At 74.3% G+C, this 14,888-nt stretch carries 16 protein-coding genes; 5 read left to right on the top strand and 11 right to left on the bottom strand.

Features of this window, described 5'->3' with window-relative positions; all coding sequences use genetic code 11:
* Nucleotides 1-2 precede the first annotated feature (2 nt).
* The 3 genes from ACZ3ZD_RS20580 to ACZ3ZD_RS20570 all read left to right on the top strand — a co-directional run bounded on the left by ACZ3ZD_RS20580 (nt 3) and on the right by ACZ3ZD_RS20570 (nt 1,998).
* Nucleotides 3-545 (top strand): arginine repressor, encoded by a 543-nt coding sequence (locus tag ACZ3ZD_RS20580; RefSeq protein WP_467399219.1) that lies wholly within the window; start codon nt 3-5, stop codon nt 543-545.
* 108 nt (nt 546-653) lie between these two features.
* A complete protein-coding gene (locus ACZ3ZD_RS20575; protein ID WP_467399217.1) occupies nt 654-1,241 on the top strand; it encodes an RNA polymerase sigma factor in 588 nt (195 codons plus the stop codon).
* Nucleotides 1,231-1,998 carry a hypothetical protein gene (locus ACZ3ZD_RS20570; RefSeq protein ID WP_467399214.1) on the top strand — a complete coding sequence of 256 codons (768 nt, stop codon included), beginning with the start codon at nt 1,231-1,233 and terminating at the stop codon, nt 1,996-1,998. Before ACZ3ZD_RS20575 ends, ACZ3ZD_RS20570 begins: the two co-directional genes overlap by 11 nt.
* A gap of 148 nt (nt 1,999-2,146) precedes the next feature.
* Here ACZ3ZD_RS20570 and ACZ3ZD_RS20565 read toward each other — a convergent pair whose 3' ends face one another.
* From ACZ3ZD_RS20565 to ACZ3ZD_RS20530, 8 genes are all read right to left on the bottom strand, one after another.
* Nucleotides 2,147-3,037 (bottom strand): serine/threonine-protein kinase, encoded by an 891-nt coding sequence (locus tag ACZ3ZD_RS20565; RefSeq protein ID WP_467399212.1) that lies wholly within the window; start codon nt 3,035-3,037, stop codon nt 2,147-2,149.
* Entirely contained in the window at nt 3,034-4,848 is a 1,815-nt protein-coding gene (locus ACZ3ZD_RS20560; RefSeq protein WP_467399210.1) for an ABC transporter ATP-binding protein, read from the bottom strand. Before ACZ3ZD_RS20560 ends, ACZ3ZD_RS20565 begins: the two co-directional genes overlap by 4 nt.
* A gap of 73 nt (nt 4,849-4,921) precedes the next feature.
* Nucleotides 4,922-5,113 carry a hypothetical protein gene (locus ACZ3ZD_RS20555; protein WP_467399208.1) on the bottom strand — a complete coding sequence of 64 codons (192 nt, stop codon included), beginning with the start codon at nt 5,111-5,113 and terminating at the stop codon, nt 4,922-4,924.
* 119 nt (nt 5,114-5,232) lie between these two features.
* Nucleotides 5,233-6,024, bottom strand: coding sequence for an FAD:protein FMN transferase (locus tag ACZ3ZD_RS20550; protein WP_467399616.1), 792 nt, complete (start codon nt 6,022-6,024; stop codon nt 5,233-5,235).
* Nucleotides 6,025-6,028: 4 nt separating this feature from the next.
* Nucleotides 6,029-6,823: an FMN-binding protein gene (locus ACZ3ZD_RS20545; protein WP_467399205.1), complete on the bottom strand. Its 795-nt coding sequence runs from the start codon at nt 6,821-6,823 to the stop codon at nt 6,029-6,031.
* Between the two features lie 17 nt (nt 6,824-6,840).
* Entirely contained in the window at nt 6,841-8,223 is a 1,383-nt protein-coding gene (locus ACZ3ZD_RS20540) for a ferredoxin reductase family protein (protein ID WP_467399203.1), read from the bottom strand.
* 59 nt (nt 8,224-8,282) lie between these two features.
* Nucleotides 8,283-8,735 carry an FMN-binding protein gene (locus ACZ3ZD_RS20535; protein ID WP_467399200.1) on the bottom strand — a complete coding sequence of 151 codons (453 nt, stop codon included), beginning with the start codon at nt 8,733-8,735 and terminating at the stop codon, nt 8,283-8,285.
* Between the two features lie 28 nt (nt 8,736-8,763).
* A complete protein-coding gene (locus ACZ3ZD_RS20530; RefSeq protein ID WP_467399198.1) occupies nt 8,764-10,122 on the bottom strand; it encodes a ferredoxin reductase family protein in 1,359 nt (452 codons plus the stop codon).
* A 155-nt stretch (nt 10,123-10,277) separates the two neighbouring features.
* Between ACZ3ZD_RS20530 and ACZ3ZD_RS20525 the strand changes: the two genes are divergently transcribed.
* Together ACZ3ZD_RS20525 and ACZ3ZD_RS20520 are read left to right on the top strand one after the other, a co-directional pair.
* Nucleotides 10,278-11,018, top strand: coding sequence for a response regulator transcription factor (locus ACZ3ZD_RS20525; RefSeq protein ID WP_467399195.1), 741 nt, complete (start codon nt 10,278-10,280; stop codon nt 11,016-11,018).
* The gene (locus ACZ3ZD_RS20520; protein WP_467399193.1) at nt 11,015-12,508 is read left to right on the top strand and encodes a sensor histidine kinase; all 1,494 of its coding nucleotides are present in this window, start codon (nt 11,015-11,017) and stop codon (nt 12,506-12,508) included. Before ACZ3ZD_RS20525 ends, ACZ3ZD_RS20520 begins: the two co-directional genes overlap by 4 nt.
* Here the strand turns inward: ACZ3ZD_RS20520 and ACZ3ZD_RS20515 are convergent.
* The 3 genes from ACZ3ZD_RS20515 to ACZ3ZD_RS20505 form a co-directional block, all read right to left on the bottom strand.
* Nucleotides 12,495-13,199 (bottom strand): L,D-transpeptidase family protein, encoded by a 705-nt coding sequence (locus ACZ3ZD_RS20515; RefSeq protein ID WP_467399190.1) that lies wholly within the window; start codon nt 13,197-13,199, stop codon nt 12,495-12,497. The genes ACZ3ZD_RS20520 and ACZ3ZD_RS20515 overlap by 14 nt on opposite strands.
* A gap of 3 nt (nt 13,200-13,202) precedes the next feature.
* Nucleotides 13,203-13,790, bottom strand: a complete 588-nt coding sequence (locus tag ACZ3ZD_RS20510) for a pyridoxamine 5'-phosphate oxidase family protein (protein ID WP_467399188.1) — start codon at nt 13,788-13,790, stop codon at nt 13,203-13,205.
* Between the two features lie 126 nt (nt 13,791-13,916).
* The gene (locus tag ACZ3ZD_RS20505; RefSeq protein WP_467399186.1) at nt 13,917-14,771 is read right to left on the bottom strand and encodes a hypothetical protein; all 855 of its coding nucleotides are present in this window, start codon (nt 14,769-14,771) and stop codon (nt 13,917-13,919) included.
* Between the last annotated feature and the right edge of the window lie 117 nt (nt 14,772-14,888).

The raw sequence follows: 14,888 nt of genomic DNA, 5'->3' as shown, positions 1-14,888 counted from the left end.
CGATGAGCCAGGCGCAGGACCACGAGGCGGCCGGTGCCGGGCCCGCCGTGCCGCAGACCCGCACCGCACGGCACCGCCGGATCGTGGACATCCTCAACCGGCAGCCGGTGCGGTCGCAGAGCCAGCTGGCCAAGCTGCTCTCCGACGACGGGCTGAGCGTCACCCAGGCGACGCTCAGCCGGGATCTCGACGAGCTGAACGCGGTGAAGATCCGCAACACCGACGGCGACCTGATCTACGCGGTGCCGAGCGAGGGCGGTTTCCGCACCCCGCGCGCCCCGCTCGGGGAGTCGGCCAAGGAGGAGCGGATGCGGCGGCTCTCCCAGGAGCTGCTGATCTCCGCGGAGGCCTCGGCGAACCTGGTGGTCCTGCGCACTCCGCCGGGTGCCGCGCAGTTCCTGGCCTCCGCCATCGACCAGGCGGAGCTGCACGACATCCTGGGCACCATCGCCGGCGACGACACGCTGCTGCTGATCAGCCGGGAGCCCACCGGGGGCCAGGCGCTGGCGGACCATCTGCTGCGGCTGGCGCAGAACGGCAACTGACGGCATGCGGGGGCCGCCCGGCCGACGCAGAATGGGCATGTGATCTCCCGCGGCGAGCGGGCCGGGAGACGGGCAATCCGCTGGCGGCCGTCGAACGTATACAGAGGTGTGTCGGGAAACCGGTTCCCCGTCGGCCGCCTCCCGGACGAGGCTCTGCTGTCCGGGCTGGCCGCCGGGGATCCGGAACTGGCCGTGCTCTTCGTACGGAGGTTCCAGCATCGGGTCTTCGGGGTGGCCGTGGCGGTCACCGGAGACCAGCAGATCGCCGAGGACGTCGCCCAGCAGACGTTCGAGCGCGCGTGGCGCCACGCGCAGATCTACGACTCGCGTCGCGGGTCGGTCATGACCTGGCTGACGAGCATCGCGCACAACCTGGCCATCGACGCCGTCCGTGCCCGGCGGACCGAGCCGATGGCGCCCGAGGATCTCGAGGACCTGCTGGGCGCCGTCACCGAGACCCCCGAGCGGTGGGCGCTGGCCGACGAGGCCTCCGCCCAGGTCCGGGCCGCCCTGGCAGGGCTGCCACGGGAGCAGGCCAGGGCGCTGTTGATGGCCGGAATCTACGGCATGACGGCCCGGCAGGTCGCCGACGCGGAACGGATCCCGCTGGGCACCGCCAAGACGCGGATCAGGACGGCGATGGCGAAACTGCGCGCCACCGTCGCGTCTGCGAGACGAGGCGACCATGTCCAGTGACGTGGACTGCGAGAAGCTGCGGGAGATCGGCGCCGAGCTCGCGCTGGGCGTGCTGCCCGGCCGGGAGCGGGCCGAGGCGGTCGCCCACCTGGACCGGTGCGCCACCTGCCGGGAGTACGTACGGCAACTGACCCAGGTCGGTGACCGGCTGGTCGGGCTGCTGCCGGACCGCGAGCCGCCGCCCGGGTTCGAGACCCGTGTGGCGCGCGTCCTCGCCGGGCAGGCGACGGCGCCCGAGGGGCAGCGGCGCGCCTCCGCCCGCGCCCGTCCGGCCTCGTACGGGGGTGCCCGGCGGGCCCGGCTGCGGGTCGCGGCGGTCGGGGCCACGCTCGCCGTCGCCGTCGGATTCGCCGGCTGGGCGGTCGGCACCGCCGTCGAGGACATCGTCGCCTCACCGCCCGCCACGGTCGGCTCCGAGCCGGTGATGGTCGGGGACATGACCCCGGCCGGGCGGGACGGGGCGCCGGTGGGGGAGGTCTACGCCCACCCGGGCCCGCCCGGCTGGGTCTTCGTGTCCGTCGCCCTCACCCGCCCCGGCACCCGGTACTCCGGCACGGTCGCCTGTCTCCTCGACCGCCCCGACGGCACGAGCCTGCACGTCGGCGACTTCGCCCTGCGCGACGGCTACGGCAACTGGGGCGTGGCGGTGCCAGGCGACCTCACCGGCTACTCCGGCGTCCGCCTGACCTCCCCGGACGGTACCGTCCTCGCCACCGCCCAGCTGCAGAAGGGGCAGGTCACGACTCCGGAGGCGTGAACGGCGCGGCTCAGTGGGCCTGGCGCGGGGCGGGGCGCGGGCGGTTGTCGACGGCGACCGGCGGCACCGGTGTCCGCCTGACCTCCCCGGACGGTACCGTCCTCGCCACCCGCCCAGTTGCCGACTCCGGAGGCGTGAACGGCACGGCTCAGTGGGCCCGGCGCGGTACGGGCAGGACGGTCTCCAGGGCGGTGGCCAGGGAGGCGACGGTGGGGCGTGCCGCGGGGTCGGGGCGCAGGCAGCTGTCGATGGCGGCGGCGAGCGCGGGCGGCAGCCGCCGCCGGGACCCGATCGGCGGGGCGGCCTGCTCCAGCTGCGGATACCAGTCGTCCGGCTCCCCCGTGCCGGTCCCGGCGGACGGCCGCTCGGCCGTTCCACCGGCCGTGGGCCGCGCGAACGGCAGTTCGCCGCAGGCGGCCTCGAACAGGGTGACGCCGATGCCCCACACGTCGGCGGCGGCCGTGAGCGGCCCGCCGCGGGCCTGCTCCGGGGCGAGGTAGCCGCAGGTGCCCACGCCCGCCGGGGCGGGCCCCGGAGCCCGGGCGACGCTCAGGTCCAGCACCTTCGCCAGCCCCCGGTCCACCACCACGTTGGACGGCTTGAGGTCCAGGTGCAGCAGACCCCGGCCGTGCAGGTAGTGGACGGCGGAGCACAGCTGCACCCCGAGCAGGGCCACGTCGGCCGTGGACGGCCGGCGCCGCAGCCGGTGCAGCAGGTGGGACAGCGTCTCACCGGGCAGTGTCTCCAGCACGACGAGCGGCTCGGGCTCCGTGCGGACGTCGTAGCCGCGGACCAGGTGGGGATGGGTGAACTCGCGCAGCCACCGCCCCTCGCGCAGCAACCGCTCGGCCAGCCGCCGCTCGCCGCGCCGGTCGGGGCGCACCATCTTGAGCACGCACCGGCAGTCCCGTTCGGCGCTCCAGGCGTCGTAGACGTCCAGCCAGCCGGTGCGGGCCAGGCCCGCCAGGATCTCGTACCCCGGGACCGGTCGCGTACCGGGCGCCAGGGGCGGGGTACCGGGCTCGGCGATGACGCTCATGACAGCAGCGCTCCCGTGTGCAGCCGGTGCAGCCGGGCGTAGGTGCCGTCGTGCCCGAGCAGGTCGTCGTGGGCGCCGTGCTCCACGACCCGGCCGTGGTCGAGGACGACGATGCGCGTGGCGTCGCGGACGGTCAGCAGGTTGTGGGAGATGACGACCGTGGTCCGCCCGGCCATGAGCCGGCGCAGCGGGTCCATGATCCGCCGGCCCGACCGGACGTCGAGCCCGGCCGTCGGCTCGTCCAGGAGCAGCACCGGCGCGTCCCGGATCATCGCGCGGGCGATCGCCAGCCGCTGGCACTGGCCGCCGGACAGGGTGCGGCCGCGCTGGCCGACCAGGGTGTCGTAGCCCTCCGGGAGCAGCTCGATGAACTCGTGCGCGTCCGCGGCCCGCGCCGCCGCGACGATGTCGGCGTCCGTGGCCCCCGGCCGGCCGTAGGCGATGTTGTCCCGGACGGTGCCGTGGAAGACGAGCGTCTCCTGGAGCACCACCGCCACGCTCTCGCGCACGTCGGACAGGCGCAGCTGCCGCAGATCGGTCCCGTCCAGGCGGACCGCGCCCCGGTCGGGGTCGTAGAAGCGCAGCTGGAGCTTGGCGACGGTCGACTTGCCCGCCCCGCTGGCCCCGACCAGTGCGAGCGTCTCCCCGGGCGCCACACGGAAGGACACGTCCGACAGCGCCCAGGACGGGCCGCCGGGATAACGGAACCACACCCCGTCGAACTCCAGCTCGCCCCGCGCGCGGCCGGTCCGCCGGGCGCCGGGGGCCTCGGTGACCTGGGGGCGCTGGTCCAGCAGCTCGATGATCCGTTCCGCCGAGGCGGAGGCCGCGTAGAAGGTGGTGCCGAGGTGGGACAGTCCGTGGACCGGGCCGTACAGCTTGCCGATCAGGGCGAGGAAGACCAGCAGTCCGCCGAGCGTGAGCTGGCCCTGGGACAGCTTCCAGGTGCCCAGGCCCAGCACCGTGAGACCGCCGGCCACCTCGATGACCTCCACGACGGGGCCGTAGACGGCACGGATGCGGGCCGAGGCCATCACCGCCCGGAACCGGCCGAGGTTCTCCCGTTCGAACCGGCGCTCCTCCCAGCCCTGCCGGTTGTACGCCTGCACCAGCACGACGTTGCCCAGCGACTCCTCGGCGACGGCGCTGAGCGAGCCGCTGCGCCGCCTGCGCTCCCGGGACGCCTCCTTGACCAGCCGCGAGAAGTGCCGTGCGGCCCCCCAGAACAGGGGGACGACGGCCAGGGCGAGCAGGGTCAGGTCCCAGCGCAGGTAGCAGAGCAGGCCGAGGAAGACGCCGAGGCGGACCACGTAGTAGAGGGCGTCCGCCACGCCGGAGAGCAGGAAGGTCTCCACGGCGTCGACGTCGCCCGTGACCCGGGACAGCACGTCCCCGAGCCGCCGGCGCTCGAAGAAGCCGAGCGACAGCCCCTGGACGTGCCGGAAGACGTCGGCGCGCAAGGAGAGCAGGAAGCGCTCGCCGACCCAGGTGGAGGTGACGTCGTCGGCGAAGCCCAGGACGCCGGAGCAGACCACCAGGCCCAGGAAGGCCGGCGCGATCCACAGGAAGGGGTGCAGGTCGCGGGGGACGAGGACGTCGTCCACGACGAGTTTGAAGAGCCACAGCTCGGCCGCGTCGATCAGCGGGCCGGTCAGGCTGAACAGGACGACGGGCACGAGCCAGCGCCGGCCGCCGCGGGTGTACGGCCAGAACCGGCGGAACACCTCGCGCGGTGGCAGCGGGGGAGCGGCCGCCACCACGTCGTCGGAGGTCTCAGCCGGTGCGAGCAGACGCCGCAGGAGATGGGCCATGGCGTGCGTACCTCGGGGACAGACGGAGCGGACCGGGTCCTCCGGTCTCCGGTCCGCTCAGCCGCGTGGGCGATCAGTAGTTGCCGTGGCCGTTGCCGTGGCCGTGGTCGTTGCCGTGGCGGTTGCCGTGGCCGTTGTCGTGACCGAAGTGGTCATCGTGGCCGTGGCCGTGGCCGTGCCGTTCCCCGTGCCCCGAGCTGTCGAACCGCGACGTGTCCCCGCCGCGGTCCCGCATCGCGGGCAGCAGGCTGCTGAAGATGGCCATGTCGTTTCCTCCCGGAACTAGTCTCACAAGGAATACGTCCCAAGGCGGACGGCGGATGGCGTTCCGGCGAAAAAGATGGTTTTTCAGGAGGAAAAGACGAAATCCACTGTCGGGGCGGATCAGCCCAGTCGCGCCGCGAGCCCCCCGGTGCACCGCACCTCGTCACCCCCGGTGATCAGCAGGGCCTCCACGTCCGGCAGGGACTCCAGCCAGGCCAGGGCCGCCCGGGAGCCCATCGCGAACGCGGCCGTGGCCCAGCAGTCCACCCAGGTCAGCCGGGGTCCGACCACCGTCACCGCCACCAGGTCCGTGACCGCGGAGCGGCCGGTGCGCGGATCCACGATGTGCGCCCCCCGCTCCGCCGTGCCCGAGGTGGCCACCGCCAGTTCCGCCGTGCCCGCCGCCGAGATCACCGCCGCGAGACCGCCGGGCCGCAACGGATCGGCCACGCCGACCCGCCAGGCGCGCTGCGGCTCCGGCGCGCCGAGCAGCTGTACGTCCCCGCCCCCGTTGACGCTCACCCCGCGCACCCCGGCGACCGCGGCCAGGATCCGGGCCGCCCGCTCGGCCGCCCAGCCCTTGACGATGCCGGTGGGGTCCAGCGAGCCCTGGTAGCGCGGGCTGAACCAGCCCTCGCTCACCCGCTCCGCCTCGGCCGCCAGCTCCAGCACCTCGGCCACCTCGGGGGCACACCCCGAGACGGCCAGCTCGCCCCGGGCCAGCCGCGACACCTCGCTGTCCTCGCGGTAGGTGCTGAACACGGCGTCCGCCCGGTGCAGTCCGGCGACGGCCTCGGCGAGCGCCGCCCGCACCGCGTCCGGTTCACCGCCGCGGACGTCGAAGGAGAAGACCGTCCCCATGACCTCCTCCGCGTGACGCACCGCGGCGGGCGCCTCGGCCGGCTCGGCCACCGTGTCAGCCACCGGCCTGGTCCAGCGCCGACTGGAGGGACTGCCGGTAGCCGGTGCTGGTGTAGGTCGCCCCGGAGACGGCGTCGATGTCGGCGGTGCCCGCGGCCACCGCCTCCTGGTTGAGCCGGGGTACGGCGAGCCGGGTCTTCTGGTCGCTCAGGCCGCCCTTGGGTGCCTGGACCGCCTCGGCCTGGGTGATCCTGCGGCCGCTGACCGTGATCCGGACCTGGACCGGCCCGTACTGGGTCTGCACGACCTTGCCGGTGACCGTCTTGGCCTGCGCCTGCCCCGAGCCGCCCGCGCCCGAGCCGGCCGCGCCCGAGCCGGCCGGCGACGCCTGCTTCATCCTGTCCAGCGCCGACTGCAGCGACTTCCTGTAGCCCTCGCTGGTGTAGGTCGCCCCGGAGACGGCGTCGATGTCGGCGGTGCCCGCGGCCACCGCCTCCTGGTTGAGCCGGGGCACGGCGAGCTGGGTCTTCTGGTCGCTCAGGCCGCCCTTGGGCGCCTGGACCGCCTCCGCCTTGGTGATCTTCCCGCCGTTGACGGTGAGCCGTACCTGTACGGCCCCGTACTGGGTCTGCGCCGCGTCACCGGTCACCGTGCCGGAGCCGGCCTGGACACCGCCCTGCGTCCCGCCCTGCGGGGACTGCTGACCGGCCGCCGTCTGCTGCGGGGCCGCGCCCGCCGCCGACGCGGCGGCCGGGTCCGACGCCGGCTTCAGCGACAGCAGCAGCACGACACCGGACACGGTCGCGGCGGTGGCCAGCACGACCCGCCGCACGGGGTGGCTCTTCCTCATCGCTTTCGCAGCTCCGCTCACATCTCGAACGACTCGTGGTGGATACGGCGGGCGGGCACTCCCGCCTCCCGCAGGGCCTCGTACACCGACTGCGCGAACCCGGGCGGACCGCACATGAAGACGTCGTGCGTCCCGATGTCCGGGATCTTCCGCTGGAGGGTCTCCGCGGAGATGTCCGGCCGCTCGCCCTCGGGGCTGTTCACCGCGTACATCAGCCGGGCGCCCCGCTCCTCGGCGATCACCGCCAGCTCGTCCCACAGTGCCAGGTCCTGGGTGGTGTTGGCCCGGTACAGCAGTGTGATGTCCCCGGCGGCCCCGGGCAGCGTCTCGAACAGCGCCCGCATCGGCGTGATGCCGACCCCGCCCGCGACCAGCAGCACCTTGCCCCGGCTGCGACGCTGCGCGGTGAGCGCGCCGTAGGGGCCCTCCGCCCACACCCTGGTGCCGGGCGTCAGCTCGCGCAGCCGGGCACTGTGGTCGCCGATCGCCTTCACCGTGATCCGCAGCAGGTCGGGGCGCGGGGCGGCGGACAGGGAGTACGGGTGCGAGCTGAACCGCATGCCGGGAGCGAGGAACCGCCAGCGGAAGAACTGGCCCGCCTCCGCGCCCATCCGGTGCAGCCTGCGCCCGCCGATCAGCACCGACACGATGCCGGGCGTCTCCTCGATGACCGCCTCCACCCGCATGCGGTGCCGGAGGTTCAGCCGGACCGGGGTGAGGATCCGGTACCAGAGCACCAGCGCGGTGACCGCGCCGTACAGGCCGTACCAGAAGGTCTTGGCGGCGGGCTCCACCGCGAAGTCGTTGCCGGTGGTGATCTGGTGCCAGAACGTCAGGAACACCGCCGCGTACGTCAGCAGGTGGACGTGGTACCAGGCGTCGTACGGCAGCCGGCGGCGGACCGGGCCGACCGACGTCAGCCCGATGACCACGAGCAGGCCCATGCCGATGGCCGCCTTGCCCATGTCCGGCAGCTGCTCGACGGAGTCGACGGTCTGCTGCACGATGTCGCCGAGAGACCTGCCGGCCTGGAGCGCGTACCCCCACATGGTGAGGAAGACGTGCGCGACGATCAGGCACAGCGTGTACCGGCCGCTCATCGCGTGCCAGCGGGCCACCCGGTCCGAGCCGACCCGGCGCTCCAACGCCGGGACGCGTGCCATCTGGAGCACGACCAGCGCCATCAGATAGCCGGCCAGCAGACCGGTGATCCGGCCCGCGTTGAGGACCCGGCCCGTGGTGTCGGCGACGGCGGGCGTGTTGTGCCACCAGAGCCACAGCACGGCCGCCGCGCCCGCCCAGAGGGCGAGGAGCAGCGGGACGGCCGGGGAGCGGCGCGGACGGATGCGGCGCATCGTCTGTCGGCGGGCGGCACGTCCGCCTGCGAGCGTGGTGGTCACGGTTCCTCCGTGGGGACTTGACCCTTGGCCCACGGATACGTGCCGCGCGCGCCGGGTGTTCAGAGGTCGGCCGAGTCCAGTGCGGACTGCAGCGACTGCCGGTACCCGTCGCTGGTGTACGTCGCCCCGGAGACGGAGTCGATGCGCGCGCTCTGCGCCGCCAGCGCCTCCCGCCGCAGCTGGGGCAGCGCGTAGCCGTTGATCTCCTGGTCGCGCGGATTGTCCTCGGGGTAGGCGACGGCCGTGACGTCGGTCAGCCGGCCGTCCTGCACCGTCACCCGCACCCGGACCGGACCCCAGCGGGTCTGGACGGTGTCCCCGGTGGCCGTCCTGGTCCCGGTGGCCGGGCGCGACGCCGGACCACTGGACGCGGCCGGTGACCTGGTGCCCGCGGACGCCAGCCGGGGAGCGGCGTGCGGCTTGAGCGCCAGCAGCAGCACCATCCCGGAGACGGTCGCGGCACTCGCCAGCACGATCCGGCGCAGCGGACGGCTCTTGTTCAACGCGTGCATGTCCAGGCCTCTCTCGCCTCGTGGTGCGTCACAGCTCGAACGACTCGTGGTGGATGCGGCGGTCGGGCACCCCGGCCGCCCGCAGCGCCCGGTACACGTCCTGCGCGAACCCGTGCGGGCCGCAGACGAAGACGTCGTGGGCCGCCAGGCCGGGCACGGACGCGCGCAGCGCTTCCGCGGTCAGCGGTGGGCGCTGCCCGTCGGGCCCGTTGAGCGCGTACAGCACCCGGGCTCCCCGCCGGCGGGCGATCGCCTCCAGCTCGCCGCCCAGGGCGAGGTCCTCGGCACCGCGCGCCCGGTACAGCAGGGTGACCTCGCCGGGCAGCGTCTCGAACAACGCCCGCAGCGGGGTGATGCCGACACCGGCCGCGATCAGCAGGGTCTGCCGGCCGGCGGCCCGGCCGGCGGTCAGGGCGCCGTACGGGCCCTCCGCCCACACCCGGGTGCCCGGGCGCAGCAGGGCCACGGCCGCGCTGTGGTCGCCGAGCGCCTTGACGGTGATGCGCAGCAGGTCGGGGCGCGGGGGAGCCGACAGCGAGTACGGCGTCGACGTCCAGGCCATACCCTCGGTGAGGAACCGCCAGCGGAAGAACTGCCCCGGCCGCACGGCCAGTTCGTCCAGCCGCTGCCCGCGTACGACCACCGAGTACACCCCCGGCGCCTCCCGGTGGACCGCCTCCACGGTCAGCCGGTGGCGCAGGTTGAGCCGGACCGGGGCGAGGATCCGGAACCACAGCACCAGGGCGGCCACGCCCAGGTACAGCGCGTACCAGGCCGCGGTCGCCACCGCGTCCCCGTTGAACTGTTCGCCGAGCGCCAGCTGGTGCCCGAACGCCAGGAACACGGCCGCGTAGGTGAGCACATGGACGTAGAACCAGAACTCGTGCCCGGTGCGGCGGCGTACGGCCCGGACCGAGGTGACGCCGACGGCGCACAGGATCACCGTGCCGGCGGTGGCCTTCAGCATCTCCGGATAGTCGAGGACGACGGTGACCGCCTCGTGCAGGAGAGAGGCCCGGTCCTGGGCCGCGTAGCCGGCCAGGACCAGTACGACGTGCACCGGGAGCAGGCAGAGCGTGTACCGGCCGGCCTGCGCGTGCCAGCGCGCCACCCGGTCCGAGCCGACCCGGTTCTCCAGCACCGGCACCCGTGCCATCAGGCCTACCAGCACCGCGCAGGCGTACCCGCACAGCAGCCCGGCGATCCGCCCGGCCCCGGTCAGCCAGCCGGCCGCCCCCACCACGGAACCGGTGTCCGCCCACCACAGCGCGAGGACGGCCGCCGCCCCCGCCCACAGCAGGGCCGGTATCCATCCCGCGAGGGTGCGCCGGCCGGTCTCGGGCAGCGGCGGGGCGGGAGCCGCCCGTCGTGCGTCCACGGTGGTCATCGGTGTGCGCCGTCCCTTCGTCCGTCGGCCCGGCCACTGTGCGCGGCGAACCTCTGAGGCAGCTCTGAGCGGCCGCCCCGCAGGGCGCACTCACAGCGAACTCAGAGGGACCCGGGGCGCAGGGAGCGTCCCGGACCGGCGATGCTGGTAGGGCCATGAACACCACCCGCTCCGGCCGTCCCGCCCTCACCCGCCCCGACGGCACCCCGCTGCGCGTCCTCGTCGTCGACGACGACCCCGACCTCGCCGAGGTGCTCACCGGCGCCCTGCGCTACGAGGGCTGGCAGGTGCGCGCCGCCGGCGACGGCGCCGCCGCCCTCGCCGCCGCGCGTGAGCTGCTGCCCGACGCCGTCGTGCTGGACGTGATGCTCCCCGACACCGACGGCTTCGCGGTGCTGCGCCGGCTGCACGCCGTGCAGCCCGACGTGTGCGTGCTGTTCCTCACCGCCCGGGACGCGGTCGAGGACCGGATCGCCGGGATCACCGCGGGCGGCGACGACTACGTGACCAAGCCCTTCAGCCTGGAGGAGGTCGTCGCCCGGCTGCGCGGCCTGCTGCGCCGCGCCGGCATGGCCCGCGTCCAGGACGAGGGCCCGCGGCTGATCGTCGGCGACCTGGTGATGGACGAGGACGCCCGCGAGGTGACCCGGGCCGGCGAGCTGGTCGAACTCTCGCCGACCGAGTTCGAACTCCTGCGCTTCCTCATGCGCAACCCGCGCCGTGTGCTCAGCAAGGCACAGATCCTCGACCGGGTGTGGTCGTACGACTTCGGCGGCCGGGCCCATGTGGTGGAGCTGTACATCTCCTACCTGCGCAAGAAGGTCGACGCCGGCCGCGAGCCCATGATCCACACGGTGCGCGGCTCCGGGTACGTGCTCAAGCCGGTGACCCGGTGAGGCTGCCGCGCCCGCGCACCCTGCGCGCCCGGATCACCGTCGGGCTGGTGACCCTGCTGGCGGTGAGCTGTGCGGCCGTCGGCCTGGCCGCGGTCGTCGAGCTGAACGGCTTCCTCACCCAGCGCCTGGACGAACAGCTCTCCCAGGTCGGCACCCGGTTCCCGGAGAGCCTGGAGCACGCGGGCCGGCTGCCCGCCGGCCGCGACGACCACGACGGCGACGAGTACGCCGACACCCGCCGCACGGCCACCGGCACCTTCGGCGCCCGCCTGCTGCACGGCACGGTCACCCACAAGGGGCTGATCCGCTCCGGCGACCCCACCGCCGACCTGGACGTGGCCCTGACCGCGCGGGACGCGCGCCTGCTGGCCCGGGTACCGGTCGACGCCCGGCCGCACACCGTCGCCCTGTCCGCCCTGCACGACTACCGGGTCGTCGCCTCGCCCGGCCGGGACGGGGACGTGCTGGTCGTCGGCCTCCCGCTGGAGCCGGTGGAGGCCACCGTGCACCGGCTGGAACTGGTGGCCGGCGTCGTCTTCGGCCTCGCCCTGGTGGTCACCGGCGTGGCCGGCGCCTGCTGGGTGCGCTGGTCGCTCAGGCCGCTCAGCCGGGTCGCCGCCACCGCCCGCCGGGTCAGCGAGCTGCCGCTGGCCAGCGGCGAGGTCGCGCTGCCGCCGCGGGCCCCGGACACCGACCCGCACGGCGAGGTCGGTCAGGTGGCGGCCGCCTTCAACCGCATGCTGGGCCATGTCGAGGACGCCCTGACCAGGCGCCACGCCGGCGAGGAGCGGCTGCGCCGCTTCGCCGCCGACGCCAGCCACGAACTGCGCACGCCGGTCGCCTCGGTGCGCGGCCACGCCGAACTGGCCCTGCTGCACCCGGGCCCGGTGCCGCCGGAGGTGACCCGCGCCCTGCACCGCATCACCGCCGAGTCCGCCCGCATGGGCGAGATGGTCGACGACCTGCTCCTGCTCGCCCGGCTGGACGCGGGCCGCCCGCTGGAGCGCCGCCCAGTGGACCTGACCCGCCTGGTCCTGGACGCGGTGACCGACGCCCGGGCCGCCGGCCCCGGCCACCGCTGGACGCTGGACCTGCCGGAGGAGCCGGTGACCGTGCCGGGGGACGCGCACCGCCTCCACCAGGTGGTCGCCAACCTGCTGGCCAACGCCCGTGTGCACACCCCCGCGGGCACCCAGGTGACGGTCACCCTGGACACCGGCACGGACGAGGCGTGCCTGACCGTCCACGACGACGGCCCCGGCGTCCCCGACGACATCCGGCCGACCGTCTTCGAGCGCTTCACCCGCGCCGAACACCGTCGGCTGGCCGACGCCCCCGGCGGCGGAGCGGGCCTGGGCCTGTCGATCGTGGCGGCGGTGGCCGAGGCGCACGGGGGCGGCGTGTCCCTGGACAGCGAACCGGGATCCACCGGCTTCACGGTGCGCCTGCCCGCCCGGGAGAGCGTGCCCGGCGCCGTCAGTACCGGGTGACCGCCGTGTCCCCGCCGACCGTGCCGATGGCCATGTGCGGCCTGGCCGCCGGGTCGGTCCAGGCCAGGATCCGCCGCATGTCGTCCTCCGGCACCGACACGCAACCGGCCGTCGCCGCCTGCCCGTTGACGTGCAGGAAGATCCCGGCGCCCCGCCCGCGCACGGGCCGGTCGTAGTTGAAGCCGATGACCAGGGCGTACCCGTACTGCCCCTGGTAGTCGGCCAGGTGCTCGGACTCGGCGGCGCGGCAGTCGGCGGGCAGCGGGTCGGTCCAGCGGTTGTAGGAGGCGGAGTCGTTGTCCTGGCACCACCAGGAACTCGCGCGCACCGCCCGGTACTCGACCTTCGTACCGGCCGGCGCGGCCCTGGTCCCGAAGCCGAACGGGAGGTCGTACAGCCCGGTCGGCGTCGTGCTGGTGCCCTGCCGGCGGGCGCCGCCCTCCACCAGTCCGCCCGACCCGAACCGGGCCGGTGCGGAGCCCGCCTGCGTCCACTGCCCGTCCCGCAGGTCCCACCAGCTCACCGTGCCCGCCGTGGCACCGGTGTCCGGGGCCTGGGCCACGATCAGCTGGCCACCCCCGCCCGTGTCGGCCATGGTCGCGGGCAGCGGCGCCGTGCCGGAGCCTGGCGCCGCGCCCAGCAGGGCGAGACAGGAGGCGGAGACGAGGGCGAGGACCACACCGGGGCGCATGGCTCAGACGGTAGACGGCGGCAGGGGCAGCGGCAGGCCGGGCAGCCCGTCCAGGCTGGTCGCGATGTGCTCCTTCCTGGTGAAGTAGGCGTCCAGGGAGGCGTCGTCCTCGCGGGCGAAGCGCCTGGCGTGCAGATCGCGGTCCGCCTCGTAGGCCATGTAGGGGATGGCGTAGCCGCAGGTGTCCCGGACCAGTTCGGCGTGGACGACGATGACCGCGCGCAGCCCGTGCGGACCCGGGTCGATGTCCGGGAAGCGGGTGAGCAGGTCGGGGAAGCGCGGGTCGTCGCGGAAGACCGGCTCGCCCCGGCCGTGCACCCGCACGATGGTCGGCGGGCCCTGGAAGGCGCACCACATCAGCGTGATCCGCCCGTTCTCCCTGAGGTGGGCGATGGTCTCCGCGTTGGACCCGGCGAAGTCCAGGTACGCCACGGTGTGCTCGTCCAGCACGGCGAAGGAGCCCTTGAGGCCCTTGGGGGAGAGGTTGACGGTGCCGTCGGCGGAGAGCGGGGCGGTGGCGGTGAAGAAGAGGGGCTGTTCCTCGATGAACCTGCGTAGTCGGCCGTCTATGCGCTCATAGGTTTTTCCCATGACTGACGATTATCCGCGGAGACTCCCCCGCTCGTCCCAGTAGTCGACGGATCGGGGCGGCCCGCGGGTGCCGTGGCCGCCCCCGAACCTGCGCGTCCCCGGGGGCGGCCACGGCGGTGTGTCACCTCACTTCGTGAGGGTGCAGGCGGCCAGCGAGCCGAGGCCCGTCGGCTTGGCCGCGGCGCGGCCGATGGAGATGGCGATGCGGTCGATGGTCGAGGCGCGCTTGTCCTTCAGCGGGCCGAGGATGGCGTTGTTGACGAAGTTGGGGCCGCCCTGCCCGACCGTGTCCTTCAGTCGCTTGTTCGCCTCCTGGATCTGGGTCTGGAGCAGGGTGAGGTTGCGGTCGACCTCGGCCTTCGCGGACGCGGGCACGGCCGGCAGCCTGGAGGCGACGTCCGGGCAGCTGATCGTGCCCGCCCCGGTGTTCCCGCCCGCCGTCGTACCGGCGCCCGTCTGCTGGTTCGCCGCGCCGCCCTTGCCGGACGTGGCCGGCGCCTGGCCGCCGCCCGCGTTCGCGCCCCCGGTCGCACCCCCGTTGAGGGCGCAGGGCGCCAGTGCGTCCAGCCCGGTCGGCTTGGCCGCCGTACGCCCGATCGCCGTGGCGATGCGGTTGACGGTGGCCACGCGCTTGTCCTTCAGCGGGCCGAGGATGGCGTTGTTGACGAAGTTGGGGCCGCCCTGCCCGACCGTGTCCCTCAGTCGCTTGTTCGCCTCCTGGATCTGGGTCTGGAGCAGGGCGAGGTTGCGGTCGACCTCGGCCTTCGCGGACGCGGGCACGGCCGGCAGCCGGGAGGCGACGTCCGGGCAGGTGATCGTCCCGGGGCTCGCCAGCGTGCGGGCGCCGGTCACGTTGTCGCTCTTGGCCGGGGTGCCGGCGAGGGCGGAGCCGGCGATCACCGCGCCGGACAGCACCACGGCGGCGGCACCGCCGATGACGGCCACGCGACGCTGGTTGTACTTCGGAAGAGCCCTGGACATGCGGATGCCTCACTTGGGTCAGGAGCGGGTCTGGTCGACCCCGGCAGCGGGGTCTGGGCAACGCGGCGCCTGCGTTCGGGGAGGAGTACGCGAAAGCGGTTTCCCGTGTTCAGCCCC

Source organism: Streptomyces sp. NPDC023481, assembly GCF_055560195.1.
This window is presented reverse-complemented; position numbering and strand designations above follow the sequence as displayed.